Genomic DNA, 15,830 nt, shown 5'->3' with positions numbered 1-15,830 from the left:
GGCGCCATGCCAACTATTACTCTTCCCGACGGCAGTCAACGTTCATTCGATCACCCGGTTTCCGTAGCCGAGGTCGCCGCATCCATTGGTGCCGGTCTGGCCAAGGCGACCCTGGCCGGCAAGGTCAATGGGCAACTGGTCGACGCCAGCGACCTCATCAGCAGCGACGCGACCCTGCAAATCATCACGCCAAAGGATGAAGAGGGGCTGGAGATCATTCGCCACTCTTGCGCGCACCTGGTTGGCCATGCGGTCAAGCAGCTGTACCCGACTGCAAAAATGGTCATCGGGCCGGTCATCGACGAAGGCTTCTATTACGACATCGCCTTCGAGCGTCCTTTTACTCCGGACGACATGGCCGCCATCGAACAGCGCATGCAGCAGCTGATCGAGAAAGATTACGACGTGATCAAGAAAGTCACTCCGCGCGCCGAAGTGATCGAAGTGTTCAAGGCCCGCGGCGAAGACTACAAGCTGCGCCTGGTCGAGGACATGCCGAACGAGCAGGCCATGGGCCTGTACTATCACGAAGAATACGTCGACATGTGCCGCGGTCCGCACGTGCCGAACACGCGTTTCCTGAAATCCTTCAAGCTGACCAAGCTGTCCGGTGCCTATTGGCGCGGCGACGCCAAGAACGAGCAATTGCAGCGCGTTTACGGCACTGCCTGGGCCGACAAGAAGCAACTGGCGGCTTACATTCAGCGCATCGAAGAAGCCGAAAAGCGTGATCACCGCAAGATCGGCAAGCGTCTGGGCCTGTTCCACACCCAGGAAGAAGCGCCAGGCATGGTCTTCTGGCACCCGAACGGCTGGACCCTGTATCAGGTGCTCGAGCAATACATGCGCAAGGTACAGCGCGACAACGGCTACCTCGAGATCAAAACGCCGCAAGTCGTTGACCGCAGCCTGTGGGAGAAATCCGGACACTGGGCCAACTACGCCGACAACATGTTCACCACCGAGTCGGAAAGCCGCGACTACGCAATCAAGCCGATGAACTGCCCGTGCCACGTGCAGGTTTTCAATCAGGGTCTGAAGAGCTACCGCGAACTGCCGATGCGTCTGGCCGAATTCGGTGCCTGCCACCGCAACGAGCCATCGGGTGCGCTGCACGGCATCATGCGTGTGCGTGCGTTCACTCAGGATGACGCCCACATTTTCTGCACCGAAGAGCAGATGCAGGCTGAGTCCGCCGCGTTCATCAAGCTGACCATGGACGTTTATCGCGACTTCGGCTTCACCGACGTCGAGATGAAGCTGTCCACTCGTCCGGAAAAACGCGTCGGTTCCGACGAGCTGTGGGATCGCGCTGAAGCCGCACTGGCTGCAGCCCTCGATTCTGCGGGCCTGCCGTACGATCTGCAGCCGGGCGAGGGTGCGTTCTATGGTCCGAAGATCGAGTTCTCGCTAAAAGATTGCCTCGGTCGCGTCTGGCAATGTGGTACCTTGCAGCTCGATTTTAACCTGCCTGTCCGTTTGGGCGCTGAATACGTCTCCGAAGACAACAGCCGCAAACACCCGGTGATGCTGCACCGCGCGATCCTCGGTTCCTTCGAGCGTTTCGTCGGGATTCTGATCGAGCACTACGAAGGTGCGTTCCCTGCCTGGCTGGCGCCAACGCAGGCGGTGATCATGAATATCACTGATAAACAGGCAGATTTTGTTGCAGAGGTTGAAAAAACTCTCAACGAAAGCGGATTTCGTGCCAAGTCCGACTTGAGAAATGAAAAGATCGGCTTTAAAATCCGCGAGCATACTTTGCTCAAGGTTCCCTATCTTTTGGTTATCGGAGATAAGGAAGTCGAGATGCAGACTGTCGCTGTGCGTACTCGTGAAGGTGCTGACCTGGGCTCGATGCCCGTCGCCCGGTTCGCTGAGTTTCTCGCGCAAGCGGTTTCCCGGCGTGGTCGCCCAGATTCGGAGTAATTATTATTAAGCGTGAAATGAGACAAGATAAACGAGCTGCACCGAAAGCCCCGATCAACGAGAATATCTCGGCACGCGAGGTTCGGTTAATTGGCGCTGATGGCGAGCAGATTGGCATCGTCTCGATTGATGAAGCGCTTCGTATCGCTGAAGAAGCAAAGCTTGATCTGGTGGAAATCTCCGCAGACGCAGTCCCGCCGGTTTGCCGGGTGATGGACTACGGCAAATCGATCTTCGAAAAGAAGAAGCAGATTGCCGCGGCGAAGAAGAACCAGAAGCAGATTCAGGTTAAAGAAATCAAGTTTCGTCCAGGGACGGAGGAAGGGGATTACCAGGTAAAACTGCGCAACCTGGTACGTTTCCTGAGTGACGGGGACAGGGCCAAGGTATCCTTGCGATTCCGCGGCCGTGAGATGGCCCACCAGGAGCTGGGGATGGAACTCCTCAAGCGGGTTGAACAAGACCTGCTCGAGTACGGTTCGGTCGAACAGCATCCTAAGATGGAAGGACGCCAGCTGATCATGGTCATCGCCCCGAAAAAGAAGAAGTAATCAACAGGGCACGGCAGGCCTTCTGATTATGTTTATCAACTGAATGCGGAGTATCCGAACATGCCAAAAATGAAAACCAAAAGTGGTGCTGCCAAGCGGTTTCTGAAAACTGCTAACGGCATCAAGCACAAGCACGCTTTCAAGAGCCACATCCTGACTAAAATGTCGACCAAGCGTAAGCGTCAACTGCGCGGTAGCAGCTTGCTGCATCCGTCTGACGTGGCAAAAGTCGAGCGCATGCTGCGCCTTCGTTAATTTAGTCAAGAATAGAGGAAGTAACTCATGGCTCGTGTAAAGCGTGGCGTCATTGCCCGTAAGCGTCACAAAAAAATTCTGAAACTTGCTAAAGGCTACTACGGCGCACGCTCCCGCGTATTCCGTGTTGCCAAGCAAGCGGTAATCAAGGCAGGCCAGTACGCCTACCGTGACCGTCGTCAGAAAAAACGTCAGTTCCGCGCTCTGTGGATCGCTCGTATCAACGCTGGTGCTCGTGTTAACGGTCTGTCCTACAGCCGTTTCATCGCTGGCCTGAAAAAAGCGTCCATCGAGATCGACCGTAAGGTTCTGGCTGATCTGGCAGTGAACGAAAAAGCGGCGTTTGCTGCGATTGTCGAGAAAGCTAAAGCCACCTTGGCTTAAGTACCCCCGACAGTCACCCGGCCTCACCTTTGTGGGGTCAGGTGTTAAACGTCATAAATAGGGGAAGAGCCTTCAAGCTCTTCCCCTATTTTGTATCTGGAGTCTGTACATGGAAAACCTGGATGCGCTGGTCGCTCAAGCACTAGAGGCTGTGCAAAGCGCTGAAGATATCAATGCCCTGGAGCAAATCCGGGTTCAATACCTTGGCAAAAAGGGCGAATTGACTCAGGTGATGAAGACCCTGGGGAATCTGCCGGCAGAAGAGCGTCCGCAAGTCGGCGCCCTGATCAACGTTGCCAAGGAGCGTGTTACAGGCGTTCTCAATGCGCGCATGGCTCTGTTTGAAGAAGCCGAACTGGCTGCCAAACTGTCCGCCGAATCCATCGACGTGACATTGCCGGGGCGTGGCCAGACCTCCGGTGGTCTGCATCCGGTGACTCGCACGCTGGAGCGTGTCGAGCAGTTCTTCACCCGTATCGGCTACGGCATCGCCGAAGGCCCCGAGGTCGAAGACGACTATCACAACTTCGAAGCGCTCAACATCCCAGGCCACCACCCGGCCCGGTCGATGCATGACACCTTCTATTTCAATGCCAACATGCTGCTGCGCACCCATACCTCGCCGGTACAGGTCCGCACCATGGAATCGAAGCAGCCGCCAATCCGCATCGTCTGCCCAGGCCGTGTGTATCGCAGCGACTCTGATATCACCCACTCGCCGATGTTCCACCAGGTCGAAGGCCTGCTGGTCGATCGCGACATCAATTTTGCCGATCTCAAAGGCACCATCGAAGAATTCCTGCGGGTGTTCTTCGAGAAAGAGCTGGCCGTACGTTTCCGTCCTTCGTACTTCCCGTTCACCGAGCCATCCGCTGAAGTCGACATGGAATGCGTGATGTGCAGCGGTAAAGGCTGCCGCGTCTGCAAGCAGACCGGCTGGCTGGAAGTGATGGGCTGCGGCATGGTTCACCCGAACGTGCTGCGCATGTCCGGCATCGATCCGGAAGAGTTCTCCGGCTTTGCTTTCGGCATGGGCGTCGAGCGTCTGGCCATGCTCCGTTACGGCGTGAACGACTTGCGTCTGTTCTTCGACAACGACTTGCGGTTCCTCGCGCAATTTCGCTAGTCGTAACGAATTCTTAGGAGGGCAGGATGAAATTCAGTGAACAATGGCTGCGTGGCTGGGTTAGCCCGCAGGTAGATCGCGACGAGCTGGTTGCCCGTCTGTCGATGGCCGGTCTGGAGGTCGATAGCGTGACCCCGGCCGCCGGTGTATTCAGCGGTGTGGTGGTCGGTGAGGTGCTGAGCACCGAGCAGCACCCTGACGCCGACAAATTGCGCGTGTGCCAGGTCAGCAATGGCGCGGAAACCTTCCAGGTCGTGTGCGGTGCGCCGAACGTGCGTCCGGGCCTGAAGATCCCGTTCGCCATGATCGGCGCCGAGCTGCCGGGTGATTTCAAGATCAAGAAAGCCAAGCTGCGTGGCGTCGAGTCCAACGGCATGCTTTGCTCGCAAGCCGAGTTGCAGATTGGCGAAGGCAACGACGGTCTGATGGAGCTGCCGGCTGATGCGCCGGTGGGCGAAGATTTCCGGGTTTACCTGGACCTGGAAGACGTGAGCATCGAGGTCGACCTGACCCCGAACCGTGGCGACTGCCTGTCGCTGGCCGGTCTGGCCCGTGAGGTCGGTGCGCTGTACGCCGCTCCGGTAACGCGTCCGGTAGTAGCCGCCGTTCCTGCCACACATGACGAAGTCCGCTCGGTCGAAGTACTGGCCCCCGCCGCATGCCCGCGTTATCTGGGTCGTGTGATCCGTAACGTCGACCTGTCCAAGCCGACACCACTGTGGATGGTTGAGCGCCTGCGTCGCGCCGACGTGCGCAGCATCGACGCTGCCGTCGACATCACCAACTACGTGATGCTTGAGCTGGGTCAGCCGCTGCACGCATTCGATCTCGCCGAAATCAATGGCGGTATCCGCGTGCGCATGGCGGTAGAGGGTGAGAAGCTGGTGCTGCTCGACGGTCAGGAAGTCAGCCTGCGTAGCGATACGCTGGTGATCGCTGACCATAGCCGTGCGCTGGCTATTGCCGGTGTGATGGGCGGTGAGCACAGCGGTGTTTCCTCTACTACACGCGACGTTTTTCTGGAAAGTGCTTTCTTCGACCAGATCGCTGTTGCAGGCAAAGCTCGTTCCTACGGCCTGCACACCGACGCCTCGCACCGCTACGAGCGTGGCGTTGACTGGCAACTGGCCCGTGAAGCCATGGAGCGCGCCACTGGCCTGCTGCTGGACATTACCGGTGGCGAAGCCGGCCCGATCATCGAGACCGTCAGCGAGCAGCACCTGCCTTCGATCGCTCCGATCACCCTGCGTTCCCAGCGCATCGCGCAAATGCTCGGCATGGAAATGGATTCGGCTCAGGTCGAAAGCCTGCTCAGCGGGCTGGGTCTGAAGATTACCGCCGATGGGGCAGGGCAGTGGCGCGTTGAAGTGCCAAGCCATCGCTTCGATATCAGCCTGGAAGTCGATCTGATCGAAGAGCTGGCCCGTCTTTACGGCTACAACCGTCTGCCGGTTCGTTACCCGCAAGCACGTCTGGCACCGCAAGCTAAGGCAGAAGCGCGTAGCGATCTGCCGGAGCTGCGTCGTCTGCTGGTTGCTCGAGGCTATCAGGAAGCGATCACGTACAGCTTCATCGATCCGCGTCAGTTCGAACTGTTCAATCCGGGTGTCGAGCCTCTGTTGCTGGCCAATCCGATTTCCAATGACATGGCTGCCATGCGTTCGTCGCTGTGGCCGGGTCTGGTCAAGGCGCTGCAACACAACCTCAATCGGCAACAGGACCGCGTGCGCCTGTTCGAAAGCGGTCTGCGTTTCGTTGGTCAACTCGACGGTCTGAAGCAAGAGCCGATGTTGTCGGGTGTGGTCTGCGGCAGCCGCCTGCCGGAAGGCTGGGCACAGGGTCGTGATACCGTGGACTTCTTCGACGTCAAGGCTGACGTGGAAGCGGTGCTGGGCTTCGCCGGTGCACTGGATTCGTTCACCTTTGCTCCGGGCAAACATCCGGCGCTGCACCCAGGCCAAACCGCGCGCATCGAACGCGAAGGCCGTGAAGTCGGTTTCATCGGTGCGATTCACCCTGAATTGTCGAAAGCGCTGGGCCTGGATCGTCCGGTCTTCGTTTTCGAACTGGTTCTGGCTGAAGTGGCACTCGGTAAAATGCCGAAATTCCACGAGTTGTCGCGCTTTCCTGAAGTGCGCCGTGACCTTGCACTGATCGCGCATAAAGACGTCGCCGCCTCGGCTGTACTGGACGTAATCCGTGAAAATGCAGGCGAATGGCTCACAGATCTCAGGCTGTTTGACGTGTATCAGGGTAAAGGCATTGATCCTGATAGAAAAAGCCTTGCCGTTGGCTTGACCTGGCAGCATCCATCGCGCACTCTTAATGACGATGAGGTGAATTCGACGACGCAAAATATCCTCACCTCGCTCGAACAAAGGTTGAACGCCACGTTAAGGAAGTGACGTATGGGGGCTTTGACGAAAGCTGAGATGGCGGAACGTCTGTATGAAGAGCTGGGCCTGAACAAGCGGGAAGCCAAGGAATTGGTAGAACTGTTTTTCGAGGAAATCAGGCACGCTCTTGAAGACAACGAGCAGGTCAAATTGTCCGGTTTCGGCAATTTCGATCTTCGGGACAAACGCCAGCGGCCTGGCCGCAACCCGAAAACGGGGGAAGAAATCCCGATCACGGCTCGCCGTGTGGTCACCTTTCGTCCAGGGCAGAAGTTGAAGGCCCGAGTTGAGGCTTATGCTGGAACCAAGTCATAACGACGAACTACCCGTCATCCCGGGCAAACGCTACTTCACCATTGGTGAAGTCAGCGAGCTGTGTGCCGTAAAGCCACACGTGCTGCGCTACTGGGAGCAGGAGTTTCCTCAGCTCAACCCCGTCAAACGCCGCGGAAACCGCCGGTATTATCAGCGCCAGGACGTGCTGATGATCCGGCAGATCCGCGCGCTCCTTTACGATCAGGGTTTCACCATCGGCGGCGCACGCCTGCGCCTGTCCGGCGATGAAGCCAAAGACGACACCACCCAGTACAAGCAGATGATCCGGCAGATGATTGCCGAGCTCGAAGACGTGCTGGTAGTACTCAAGAAATAAAAAGCGGCGTTTGAATACTTCCAGTTTTCAAACGCTTGCGCTATATTCTTGAGCGTTCTTCGAGGTGAAGAACGGATGCAACATCAGTCGGGGCGTAGCGCAGTCCGGTAGCGCACTAGCATGGGGTGCTAGGGGTCGAGTGTTCGAATCACTCCGTCCCGACCATTATTCCTGATGAGAATCAGACACTTAAGCCGATCAGATGGATCGGCTTTTTTGTGCCTGCGCAAAAAACCCGCGCAAAACTTGCGCAAAACTACCCGGTGATTTCGCTAATATCAGATCAGGAATTGCCTCTGACCAGACGATCTCGGCATGGTCCTTCTGGTAGTTCTTCGTCATGGTCTCGCTGGCATGGCCGGCGATCTTCTGACCGTCCTTTCCGGCTTTCTGGTACAGGTGCAGCGACAGTGCTCGCACTTCATGGAAGCCCGGCATTTCCTCTTCCTTCCATCCCTTGTAACAACCCGCCGCTTCCCGGGTCTCTTTGAAGGCTCGCGTCAAATATCGCTCTTCGCCTGAGTCCAGTGGTCTTTCGTTTGCGCCTGCTTCTGCTTTTTGCGATCGGGCCGGCGGTGGATCAGGTACGGCGAGACGATGTCATCCCGGCACCGGCTGATCACGGCCTGGAGATCTTCGGTCACTTTGAACCGGATCCACGCCGCGTCGCTGGCCTTGGCTGTCTTCTGCTGCACCACATACAAAAAACCTTCCCGAATACCGTCGAAACGCATATTCAGGATGGAGCAAGCGCTTGGCTTTACCCCGCTTTGTGACCATTGAAAAGGTCGTGAATAGCCTGAGCGTTTGGCTTTACAAGGGAGTTCCTGGGCATGTTTTCCGCAACTCGAATTGCATAATCTCGAGCTGCATCAAGGCCTGAGTTTCCTTGTGTTTGAGCCAATTGGTGTACCAGGCCAGAAATAACGCAGTTTAGGTTTTGAATGTCGGATCCATGGGCATTGACCGCATCCACCAATTGTTGATTCAGTACAACTTGATCAGTACTCACATTGACCTCCAGGTCATAAGCGCGCCGAGATTGGCGCAATCCCAGTCCTTGGGCTTGCAGGCAAAGGACTAGCTTATTCGTCGGCAATCAGCATTGCTTAACATGCTTCCACTTGGTTGCCGCTTTCTTTGCGATCCTGATTTGTTCTTGGCGCGCTTCACGGTCTTTTGCGCGCCTTGGCGATTGAAATCTGGATGGGATCCTTCTCGTGATGCAATGCCCAAGGCGGCTGGTTTCTTGAAGCAGTGTTTCAACGAATGCTTTTTGTAGTAACCACCACACTTCGAATCCGAGCGGAGGAAGCATGTAGATAAATAGATAAACAATCTTGGCCGGGGTAACTTCGCCTTGTGCGAGAATCAGCATAATGCCCAACGACAGAAAAGCGGACAGCATGAAAGCCCCGAATAGCGCGCTTTCTTTCTGAAGCTGACGCTGTACAGCGAAGGGGTTGACTCGAATAGCTTTCGCTTTTTTTAACTCTTTGCACCGAGAGCGCCTAAGGACTTTGCCGGCAGCGTGCTGTATCGGAACGAAGGCTTTTTTGAACCCCCAAAAGGCCAAAGCGACCAAAACAGGAAGGTACAAATCCTTAAAACTCGGCAAATCAGAAGCGAGATCCATCCGCAGGAATTCCTAGCAAATCAATTTGAGGGCGAAACGCTACTACCTAATTTGCGAAAGGTGTTACTGGGGATTCGTACAGGGTGAGATGTTGTTTTGCCTGATGGCTATGCGCTATCATTCAGGCTTTGGTCCATCCAAGGACGAAGTGTGAAAAAGATTCTCTTGTGCGCCTCGCTGATCCTTCAAGCTTGCAGCTCCCACAATGCCCCGCCAGCTCCTCCATCTCAACCAGTCGAATTTGCGAAGGTTGATTACGATCCTGTAACAATGGCAAGAGTGCGCATTTACACAGGATCTCCTTCATTAGAAGCGAGTTATAGCACTGGGTATTCTTGCGAAGAATTGAGTAAAGAATTGCCAGTGAAACCTCTAAATAGGCCTGGCCCTAACGCGCGTTTGCAACGTGTTCAGCACTACTCCAAGCTCAGTATTGGCATGCCCAGCTCTTGGCGACTTTCGGACGGAACGGCTCCGAATGAAAAATATTCGGAGATGGTAGTGCTCGCAGGAAAGCCGTTTGTAGTAGACATAAAGAACATTGGAGGCGTGCTTTGCATGCCTCCGGCACTCACATTTATTCCTGAACAAGGCGTCGACTACGAGGCGTATTTCCTCGCGATAGTGGAAGGCGGAAAATTTAAGGGTTGCCGGACGGTAGCTCATAAAGTCAGCCCACTCCCACCGAGTCAGATTCCGCCAATGCGGTTGGGCGCATGCATCCAGCCGGATAATTCTGTGAAGAGTTCCATTACACGCTGGGATTCGAAGTAACGGGTGTGAATAATATCGTGCATCCTTTCCCACAGGAGTGATCTGCATGAAACTGATCGTAGGAGCGCTGGCGGTAGCGCTGTTGGCGGGGTGTGCGACTGCGCCAACACCTTCCGGTGAAGCCAAGCAAGCACCGGCCAGTCAGCTGTCTGCGTACCAGACAAAGCCGTCAGGCGCTTACGGGACTCTGCAAGTGATTCGGGACTCTGGGCAGACCGGAAGCCTTTGTTCAATGGCCGTTTTTATCGATGGCAAACAAGCTGCCAAGCTCGACCCAGGTCAGAAGGCATCTTTCTATCTGCCGCCTGATTCGGTTTCAGTTGGCGCCGCTTACACCGGCTCTGGCATCTGCTCCATGGGTGCAGCCCGAGTGGAGCGCGAAGCGATCGTGAAAGACGGCGCGGTTAAGAAGTACCGAGTTTTCACCGGTGGTGATGGGCAGATCGACATAATGCCCACGACTCTCTGAACAGACCGCCTCCGGGCGGTTTTTTATTGCCTGGAGAATGGCATGTGCTCAGCAATTACCTACACGCCAATGACGAAAGTCATGTTGTCCGGCTCGCTTGCGAAGAAGTTTTTTCGAAGCAAGCCATTCCTTCTCGACGGCGGATCGGCCGTGGAGGTGTTCCGTGCGCTCAATGCGACGATTGATGGTTTCGCCGAAGAAATTAAACGACTGGAGCGCCTTGAGCTGAAGTTTGCGATCTACCGGAATCGGACAAACATCGGGATGGACGCATTCGATCTCGGCGGCACGCGGGAGATTCGCATTGTTCCTGTGATTGGTGGAAGCAAGCGCACCGGCGGTCTGCAGACCATCATAGGTACGGTCATGATCGCCGCAGCCTATGTGCTGTCGTTCACTCCGTTTGCAGCCGCATCGCCGTTTTTGTATGCGGCCGGCGCGTCGATGGCGATCGGCGGTGTGATCCAAATGCTCAGTCCGCAGGCATCAGGCCTGAAGCAAAGCGCCTCCCCCGAAAACTCCCCGTCCTACGCCTTCGGCAGCGCCAAGAACACCACGGCCAGCGGCAACCCGGTACCGATCTGCATCGGCGAGCGCCGGTGGGGCGGGATGATCATCTCAGCCTCGATTCTGGCTGAAGACAAGGCTTAACTTTGAGGCACTGATGATATATTTGCGCGTTTAGCAGGAGAGAGAATATGCAAAGGATCATCGCAGCCTTAGTAGTTCCGCTGGCAGTTGTTGGGTGCACAGCGTCTCCTCAGGAATTGAGGGCTGATGGGCCATTGAAGACTTTCACCTCATCAAAGTCGGAGCAGCAGGTGGCAGAATGCATCCTCTACGCTTGGCAGAATGAGTCATTGGCTGGCGTTCATTACAACGTGAATATTCAGCCAAAGCCCGGCGGTGGGAAGTCAGTCGTTAGCGCAAACTATCGTGAAATGGTTGACGTTACGCAGCGCGACGGCCGAACTAGGGTCGAGTTTTTCTCCGACAGTAGTATGAGCTGGATATCGGGTCGCCGCGCCGCAAGCGCCAAGACATGTCTCTAGAGTTTCTCCTGCCCGCAGTGTCGGAAAATCCACTGCATTGATTACTGACGTCCGCGGCACTACTTCAGCCTGAATCGGAATCTTGCGCACGGCTGATGAAATTTCTCGCCCGCCATTATTTTGCAGGCCCCCGTGATTTGATAAAAACCTGAATGGAAATCGAATAATGGAAAAGGCGTTCAAGCAGCCAATGTTTATCGTGGGTCTGCCGCTGGCGATTTGCGGCTTCGTTTTCGGTCTCACGGGTCTTCTCGCCAGCGGAACCTTCGCCTATGTGGCGCCGGGTCTGTTGATACCTGGTCTGGTTTTCATGCTGACAGGCTGGCTGCAGCGTAATAAGTGATCTGCTGGTTGTTTTGGGGCTCGTCGTTGTACCGTCTTTCTAGTCCCGCTCGTCGAGCGAATCGCACTCGCTGGCATGGGGTCGTCTCTCAGTAATAAGCGCAGACCCTGCGCCACTGACGGGAGAGAATGATGATTGACGACAATAACGGTCCTGAAGCTCCTTATCCAGGACCAGGCGAGCAAACGCCGGACGCTGGCGAGGGCCATGATTCTGGCCTGGAACAGGCGGTCTCTGAGCCAAAGCAGGGTGCCGACGAGCGACCAGAGGACTGGAACCCGCCACCCGGCAATCCTGGTTCTGACCAGGATGCTCAGACAGGCCGGGATAACGGCGGCGCGAAAAAGGCGCCATGAATTCTGTCCTTCACAAGACCCGGCCACCGTGCCGGGTTTTTGTTGCCGGCAACCTATGGATAAGTTCTGAAACAGACAACGAGCTCGTCAGCATGCGTCTTTGGTTGTCTGCGCAACCACCGTGGCGCCCGCGCTGGATATTTCGATCCAGCCGCGGGCAGTCAGCACGTTCACTCTACGATACAGATCCAGCGATGGTTGTATCGGTAAGGCGCGCGGGTGAAATGGATGTCTGAAACCCTATTCATGCCTCGCTCTTGAAGCGCTTCGGTCAGTTTTGCGAGTGTCTCTGCCTGGATAGTCATTACTGTCACCTCGTCAGATTTACTGCGTTCATAATTCTTGACCGAGGGATCAGGTGGCTAATTCATTTTTTCTAGCTTGGTGATTGAGATCGCGCAAATATTTTTACGCCCCCCGCACGCAGACGCAAAACCGCATCGGGAATGACGCTAGCTTTGAGCCATTAGCACATCCGCCCTAATTGCCCCTGTCCCGGCTCGACTCTAAAGTCCTATCGCCTGACAGCTTGCTGTCAAATTTTCCGGCATAAAAATCAAAAAGGTCGATCTGCAATGAACTCATCAAGGACTGTTCCGGTTATCGCTTTATTCGCAACATTCGCGCTCTCTGGATGCCAGACCGTCAAACCGGGGGAAAGTGATCTGAAGGATCGAGCGCAGACCACCATTGGCAAACCTGTTATCAAGGTTTCAAACATCCGCAACGACTTCAATACAACCTACTACACCGCTCAAACCGATGGCGGCGAATACAAGTGCGAACTTCCGAGCGGCCCGATGGTTGCGCTGGGTTCCATGGGCATGGGACTGGGCGCTCAGTGCACCAAGCAATGACGAACCGGTTTTTTCGGGACTGAAATACAAAGGCCAATGTCGATGACATTGGCCTTTGTTATTTTTGGATTCTTGAGCACAAGCCGATGGTCTACGGGTTGTCCGATGGATATTACTGGGTGGGCTTTTTCTCCAGGTCTTTGGAGTCGCTGGATGTGGCGGCATCCTTCTGCGTCTCATGAGGCTCCGCGCCCGCGTTGGCACCTGATGACTCTTCGCCTTTCTTGTTAGCCTTCTCATCATGGTCGCGGGAGCTTTCTGCATGATTGACACCCGGCAGGGCGGTGGCTGGGGTGGCGGCACCCGCTGTTGTTTCGGCTGACGATGCATGAAGCGGGACGATCAGAAACAGAGTGGCGAGCGATATGGCGGCGATGTTTCTGTTCATGGCATGAGCCTTCTGCGCGACGGAATGTACTGTTTTGGATAAGCCAGCCCGCCAAAGGTGCGAGGGACTGGACAAGCGGCAGAGCTCGGGATGTATTCGGCTTAAAGGTTAGCCTTCGCAGGAAGGCAAATTGCTGGCCCCCGGACTTGATCTGTCCCGGCAAAATCGCCTTTTTTCAGAAGGTTAGGTCGGCTATATGCGGACGATTGTGATAACCGTTGCGACGCTTTCCCTGGCTTTGATCGTCTCGGGCGTGCAGGCAAAAGAGCTGAGCAAGAGCCATCGATTTGCCTGCACATGGGGCTCGGACATTGCTGCTGGCGCGCAGCGGTCAAAACTATCCGGAGTCTCGTTGTACGGCGCGCGCAAACAATTGCAGGTTCGGCGGTTCCAGCAGCCCTGGATGCGCATGACCGCGATGGGCATTACCGAGCAAACCTATAACAGCAGTTCGAAGCTGAAACCCGCGGCGGTCAAGCAGACCTATTACGAACAGTGCGTACGCCACGAACTGGCACGGCGCTGATGCCAGGTGTGCGTAGATTGACCGGACACCTCAGGAGTCGCGAGAGCCCTTGGCCACTGCCGGCCCGGCAACCCGCGGCGATGGTTTGGTCTGCATCAACGCATCCAGTGCCTTGCGATAGCCCTGGCCGCCGAGCGCCATGCTGTTGTTGTGCGTCGCTCCAGGCACAAGCAGCAGGCGTTTGGGCTGCTCAGCGGCATTGAACAATTGCTCGCTGAAGCGCGGCGGTACGAAGGCATCCGCCTGGCCATGCACCACCAGCAGTGGCATGTGAATGTCGGCAATCTTGTCGATGGAATCGAATTTCTGTGACAACAGCCAGCGCACCGGTAGCGAGGTATTGGCGACGGCGGCAGCCACGTCGGCCAGCGACGTGAAGGTCGACTCAATGACCAGGCCGCGCACGGGTAAGGGCGAGTGACTGCGAGCAGCCTGCTGGCCGAGTTCCGCGGCCAGATCAATCGCTACCGCGCCGCCCAGAGAGTGACCATAGATCAGGCGTTTGTTCGGATCCGGTTGCAGCAACTGGAAGCGCTCCCACGCAACGCGAGCGTCTTCATAAACACTGCTTTCCGAGGGTAGATCACCCTTGCTCTGACCAAAGCCGCGGTAATCGATGGCCAGCACCGAATAGCCCGCCGCGCGCAGTTGCTCGATGCGGAACAACTGCCCGGTGAGGTTCCAGCGAACCCCGTGCAGATATAGAATCGCCGGCGCATCGGCTTTCTCCGCCGGCCACCACCAGGCATGGATGTTTTGTCCGGCCTTGAAGCTTTTCGGTTGCAGGTCGAGCTCCTGCACGCTGCCGGGCAAACCGCGATACCAGCCAGCATTGCCCGGTTCGATGCGAAACAGCAGGGTGCGCTCGGTGTGTTCGAGCACAGCACAACTGGTCGGCACGCCGATGAGCAGCGCGGCCATGCAGGCGAACGCCAGGCGGCGACGGCGCAGACGCGTCATGAAGGACCGGAACATTAAACGTTTCACCTGAGCGCAGACAAAGAACGCCTTTTACCAGATGCACAGGTCTGCGCGTGATTTTTTCGACCGCTGTCCGGCTGCATTGATTACAAGATGCTGCGAGGCTTAACTCACCTGCAGCACGATCTTACCGATATGGTCACCTGCCTCCATGTGGGCGTGGGCCTTCGCCGCGTCGGTCAGTGGGTAGACCTTATCGATCAATGGCAGGCAGCGCCCGGCAGCCAGCGCTGGCCAGACATGCTCACGCAGTTGATCGGCAATGGCGGCTTTTTCGGCAGCGGTGCGGGCGCGCAAGAGGGAGCCGGTGATCACCGCGCGTTTGGCCATCATTGCCAGCAGGTCAAAATCATTGGCCCGCGCGCCGCCGAGGAAACCGAGCATGACCAGTCGGCCGTCCATCGCCAGGGCGCTGACGTTAGCGTTGAGGTACGAGCCGCCCATGATGTCGAGGATTACATTGACGCCCTGGCCTGCGGTTTTTTCGGCGATGACTTCCGCGAAATCCTCATCGCGATAGTTGATCGCTTCGCCGCCGAGATCGCGAATTGCTGCGCATTTGTCCGGGCTGCCGGCGGTGGCAAATGCTTCAATACCGAATTCGCGGCACAGCATCAGCGCGGTAGTGCCGATGCCGCTGGTGCCGCCGTGAATCAGCACACGCTGCCCGCGGCTCGCGCCGCCAAGACCGAACAGGTTGGCCCAGACAGTGAAGAAAGTTTCCGGAATGGCGGCAGCATGCACCCAATCGAGCCCGGCGGGGATCGGCAGAGTCTGGCCGGCTGGAACCGCACAGTATTCGGCATAGCCGCCACCATTGGTCAGCGCGCAGACGCGGTCACCGATGGCGAACTGCTTGACACCTTCACCAAGGGCGACGACTTCGCCGGCGACTTCCAGTCCTGGAATCGGGTTCATGCCGGGCTTCATCGGGTATTTACCGGCACGCTGCAACGCGTCCGGGCGATTGATGCCGGCGGCATGCACGCGAATCAGCACTTCGCCGGCGGCAGCGACCGGCAGCGGCACGCGCTTTGGCTGCAAGACTTCGGGCCCACCAGGTTCGGTGATTTCGATACGGGTCATTTCATTGGGCAGAGACATGTGGACTCCTGTTGGATACGTTCTGTAATGGGAGCTTGCCGGGTGGGCAAT

The 15,830-nt window shown here is 56.6% G+C and carries 21 protein-coding genes and 1 tRNA gene; 15 read left to right on the top strand and 7 right to left on the bottom strand.

All coding sequences use genetic code 11. The features are described 5' to 3' along the window. Nucleotides 1-6: 6 nt before the first annotated feature. The 9 genes from thrS to J3P75_RS17695 all read left to right on the top strand — a co-directional run bounded on the left by thrS (nucleotide 7) and on the right by J3P75_RS17695 (nucleotide 7,458). Nucleotides 7-1,929: a threonine--tRNA ligase gene (gene thrS, locus J3P75_RS17735; RefSeq protein ID WP_203421522.1), complete on the top strand. Its 1,923-nt coding sequence runs from the start codon at nucleotides 7-9 to the stop codon at nucleotides 1,927-1,929. Further along, complete coding sequence (gene infC, locus J3P75_RS17730) at nucleotides 1,929-2,480, top strand: translation initiation factor IF-3 (RefSeq protein ID WP_169432615.1); 552 nt, start codon at nucleotides 1,929-1,931, stop codon at nucleotides 2,478-2,480. The genes thrS and infC overlap by 1 nt, the downstream gene beginning before the upstream one ends. A 60-nt stretch (nucleotides 2,481-2,540) precedes the next feature. Then, nucleotides 2,541-2,735 (top strand): 50S ribosomal protein L35, encoded by a 195-nt coding sequence (rpmI, locus tag J3P75_RS17725; RefSeq protein ID WP_002553160.1) that lies wholly within the window; start codon nucleotides 2,541-2,543, stop codon nucleotides 2,733-2,735. A gap of 27 nt (nucleotides 2,736-2,762) precedes the next feature. Then, nucleotides 2,763-3,119, top strand: coding sequence for a 50S ribosomal protein L20 (rplT, locus tag J3P75_RS17720; RefSeq protein WP_002553161.1), 357 nt, complete (start codon nucleotides 2,763-2,765; stop codon nucleotides 3,117-3,119). A gap of 109 nt (nucleotides 3,120-3,228) precedes the next feature. Further along, complete coding sequence (pheS, locus tag J3P75_RS17715) at nucleotides 3,229-4,245, top strand: phenylalanine--tRNA ligase subunit alpha (RefSeq protein ID WP_090282682.1); 1,017 nt, start codon at nucleotides 3,229-3,231, stop codon at nucleotides 4,243-4,245. Nucleotides 4,246-4,271: 26 nt separating this feature from the next. Beyond that, the gene (gene pheT, locus J3P75_RS17710) at nucleotides 4,272-6,650 is read left to right on the top strand and encodes a phenylalanine--tRNA ligase subunit beta (protein ID WP_434707645.1); all 2,379 of its coding nucleotides are present in this window, start codon (nucleotides 4,272-4,274) and stop codon (nucleotides 6,648-6,650) included. Between the two features lie 3 nt (nucleotides 6,651-6,653). Beyond that, the gene (gene ihfA, locus J3P75_RS17705) at nucleotides 6,654-6,956 is read left to right on the top strand and encodes an integration host factor subunit alpha (RefSeq protein WP_002553164.1); all 303 of its coding nucleotides are present in this window, start codon (nucleotides 6,654-6,656) and stop codon (nucleotides 6,954-6,956) included. After that, on the top strand, nucleotides 6,937-7,293 hold the full coding sequence (locus J3P75_RS17700) for a MerR family transcriptional regulator (protein ID WP_003179985.1): 357 nt from the start codon (nucleotides 6,937-6,939) through the stop codon (nucleotides 7,291-7,293). The genes ihfA and J3P75_RS17700 overlap by 20 nt, the downstream gene beginning before the upstream one ends. Before the next feature lie 88 nt (nucleotides 7,294-7,381). Continuing rightward, nucleotides 7,382-7,458 (top strand) — tRNA-Pro (locus tag J3P75_RS17695). A gap of 33 nt (nucleotides 7,459-7,491) precedes the next feature. Here J3P75_RS17695 and J3P75_RS17690 read toward each other — a convergent pair. The 4 genes from J3P75_RS17690 to J3P75_RS17675 form a co-directional block, all read right to left on the bottom strand. Beyond that, nucleotides 7,492-7,797: a hypothetical protein gene (locus J3P75_RS17690; RefSeq protein ID WP_434707644.1), complete on the bottom strand. Its 306-nt coding sequence runs from the start codon at nucleotides 7,795-7,797 to the stop codon at nucleotides 7,492-7,494. Next, nucleotides 7,794-8,027 (bottom strand): hypothetical protein, encoded by a 234-nt coding sequence (locus tag J3P75_RS17685; protein ID WP_434707643.1) that lies wholly within the window; start codon nucleotides 8,025-8,027, stop codon nucleotides 7,794-7,796. Before J3P75_RS17685 ends, J3P75_RS17690 begins: the two co-directional genes overlap by 4 nt. A 26-nt stretch (nucleotides 8,028-8,053) precedes the next feature. Beyond that, nucleotides 8,054-8,305: a hypothetical protein gene (locus tag J3P75_RS17680; protein ID WP_434707642.1), complete on the bottom strand. Its 252-nt coding sequence runs from the start codon at nucleotides 8,303-8,305 to the stop codon at nucleotides 8,054-8,056. 87 nt (nucleotides 8,306-8,392) lie between these two features. Beyond that, nucleotides 8,393-8,929, bottom strand: coding sequence for a hypothetical protein (locus tag J3P75_RS17675; RefSeq protein ID WP_434707641.1), 537 nt, complete (start codon nucleotides 8,927-8,929; stop codon nucleotides 8,393-8,395). 150 nt (nucleotides 8,930-9,079) lie between these two features. Here J3P75_RS17675 and J3P75_RS17670 point away from each other — a divergent pair, with 150 nt between their 5' ends. The 5 genes from J3P75_RS17670 (at nucleotide 9,080) to J3P75_RS17650 (ending at nucleotide 12,780) form a co-directional block, all read left to right on the top strand. After that, nucleotides 9,080-9,703, top strand: a complete 624-nt coding sequence (locus tag J3P75_RS17670; RefSeq protein WP_434707640.1) for a hypothetical protein — start codon at nucleotides 9,080-9,082, stop codon at nucleotides 9,701-9,703. Between the two features lie 46 nt (nucleotides 9,704-9,749). After that, a complete protein-coding gene (locus tag J3P75_RS17665) occupies nucleotides 9,750-10,172 on the top strand; it encodes a hypothetical protein (RefSeq protein WP_434707639.1) in 423 nt (140 codons plus the stop codon). A 42-nt stretch (nucleotides 10,173-10,214) separates the two neighbouring features. Continuing rightward, nucleotides 10,215-10,823 carry a tail assembly protein gene (locus tag J3P75_RS17660; protein ID WP_434707638.1) on the top strand — a complete coding sequence of 203 codons (609 nt, stop codon included), beginning with the start codon at nucleotides 10,215-10,217 and terminating at the stop codon, nucleotides 10,821-10,823. A 567-nt stretch (nucleotides 10,824-11,390) separates the two neighbouring features. After that, a complete protein-coding gene (locus J3P75_RS17655; protein WP_434707637.1) occupies nucleotides 11,391-11,567 on the top strand; it encodes a hypothetical protein in 177 nt (58 codons plus the stop codon). Between the two features lie 931 nt (nucleotides 11,568-12,498). Then, a complete protein-coding gene (locus J3P75_RS17650; RefSeq protein ID WP_434707636.1) occupies nucleotides 12,499-12,780 on the top strand; it encodes a hypothetical protein in 282 nt (93 codons plus the stop codon). 112 nt (nucleotides 12,781-12,892) lie between these two features. On the opposite strand, the gene J3P75_RS17645 is transcribed toward J3P75_RS17650, so the two are convergent. Then, nucleotides 12,893-13,168 carry a hypothetical protein gene (locus J3P75_RS17645; RefSeq protein WP_434707635.1) on the bottom strand — a complete coding sequence of 92 codons (276 nt, stop codon included), beginning with the start codon at nucleotides 13,166-13,168 and terminating at the stop codon, nucleotides 12,893-12,895. Between the two features lie 196 nt (nucleotides 13,169-13,364). Between J3P75_RS17645 and J3P75_RS17640 the strand changes: the two genes are divergently transcribed. Beyond that, nucleotides 13,365-13,694, top strand: coding sequence for a hypothetical protein (locus J3P75_RS17640; RefSeq protein WP_206415804.1), 330 nt, complete (start codon nucleotides 13,365-13,367; stop codon nucleotides 13,692-13,694). Nucleotides 13,695-13,724: 30 nt separating this feature from the next. On the opposite strand, the gene J3P75_RS17635 is transcribed toward J3P75_RS17640, so the two are convergent. Together J3P75_RS17635 and J3P75_RS17630 are read right to left on the bottom strand one after the other, a co-directional pair. Beyond that, nucleotides 13,725-14,669: an alpha/beta hydrolase gene (locus J3P75_RS17635; protein WP_434707634.1), complete on the bottom strand. Its 945-nt coding sequence runs from the start codon at nucleotides 14,667-14,669 to the stop codon at nucleotides 13,725-13,727. Nucleotides 14,670-14,780: 111 nt separating this feature from the next. Then, entirely contained in the window at nucleotides 14,781-15,779 is a 999-nt protein-coding gene (locus J3P75_RS17630; RefSeq protein ID WP_434707633.1) for an NAD(P)H-quinone oxidoreductase, read from the bottom strand. Nucleotides 15,780-15,830: the final 51 nt, after the last annotated feature.

This window comes from Pseudomonas sp. R1-1, from assembly GCF_051132135.1.
Classification (GTDB): Bacteria; Pseudomonadota; Gammaproteobacteria; order Pseudomonadales; family Pseudomonadaceae; genus Aquipseudomonas.
Note: the sequence above shows the minus strand (reverse complement) of the source record. Positions and strands in the feature narration are given on the sequence as shown.

What these genes read in the sequence shown, in the direction of transcription:
- J3P75_RS17700 (WP_003179985.1), top strand. Translation starts at nt 6,937, where the DNA reads ATGCTGGAACCAAGTCATAACGACGAACTACCCGTCATCCCGGGCAAA.
- pheT (WP_434707645.1), top strand. Translation starts at nt 4,272, where the DNA reads ATGAAATTCAGTGAACAATGGCTGCGTGGCTGGGTTAGCCCGCAGGTA.
- J3P75_RS17650 (WP_434707636.1), top strand. Translation starts at nt 12,499, where the DNA reads ATGAACTCATCAAGGACTGTTCCGGTTATCGCTTTATTCGCAACATTC.
- J3P75_RS17665 (WP_434707639.1), top strand. Translation starts at nt 9,750, where the DNA reads ATGAAACTGATCGTAGGAGCGCTGGCGGTAGCGCTGTTGGCGGGGTGT.
- pheS (WP_090282682.1), top strand. Translation starts at nt 3,229, where the DNA reads ATGGAAAACCTGGATGCGCTGGTCGCTCAAGCACTAGAGGCTGTGCAA.
- J3P75_RS17640 (WP_206415804.1), top strand. Translation starts at nt 13,365, where the DNA reads ATGCGGACGATTGTGATAACCGTTGCGACGCTTTCCCTGGCTTTGATC.
- J3P75_RS17630 (WP_434707633.1), bottom strand. Translation starts at nt 15,779, where the DNA reads ATGTCTCTGCCCAATGAAATGACCCGTATCGAAATCACCGAACCTGGT.
- J3P75_RS17635 (WP_434707634.1), bottom strand. Translation starts at nt 14,669, where the DNA reads ATGTTCCGGTCCTTCATGACGCGTCTGCGCCGTCGCCGCCTGGCGTTC.
- J3P75_RS17655 (WP_434707637.1), top strand. Translation starts at nt 11,391, where the DNA reads ATGGAAAAGGCGTTCAAGCAGCCAATGTTTATCGTGGGTCTGCCGCTG.
- J3P75_RS17660 (WP_434707638.1), top strand. Translation starts at nt 10,215, where the DNA reads ATGTGCTCAGCAATTACCTACACGCCAATGACGAAAGTCATGTTGTCC.
- rplT (WP_002553161.1), top strand. Translation starts at nt 2,763, where the DNA reads ATGGCTCGTGTAAAGCGTGGCGTCATTGCCCGTAAGCGTCACAAAAAA.
- rpmI (WP_002553160.1), top strand. Translation starts at nt 2,541, where the DNA reads ATGCCAAAAATGAAAACCAAAAGTGGTGCTGCCAAGCGGTTTCTGAAA.
- J3P75_RS17645 (WP_434707635.1), bottom strand. Translation starts at nt 13,168, where the DNA reads ATGAACAGAAACATCGCCGCCATATCGCTCGCCACTCTGTTTCTGATC.
- ihfA (WP_002553164.1), top strand. Translation starts at nt 6,654, where the DNA reads ATGGGGGCTTTGACGAAAGCTGAGATGGCGGAACGTCTGTATGAAGAG.
- thrS (WP_203421522.1), top strand. Translation starts at nt 7, where the DNA reads ATGCCAACTATTACTCTTCCCGACGGCAGTCAACGTTCATTCGATCAC.
- J3P75_RS17685 (WP_434707643.1), bottom strand. Translation starts at nt 8,027, where the DNA reads ATGCGTTTCGACGGTATTCGGGAAGGTTTTTTGTATGTGGTGCAGCAG.
- J3P75_RS17675 (WP_434707641.1), bottom strand. Translation starts at nt 8,929, where the DNA reads ATGGATCTCGCTTCTGATTTGCCGAGTTTTAAGGATTTGTACCTTCCT.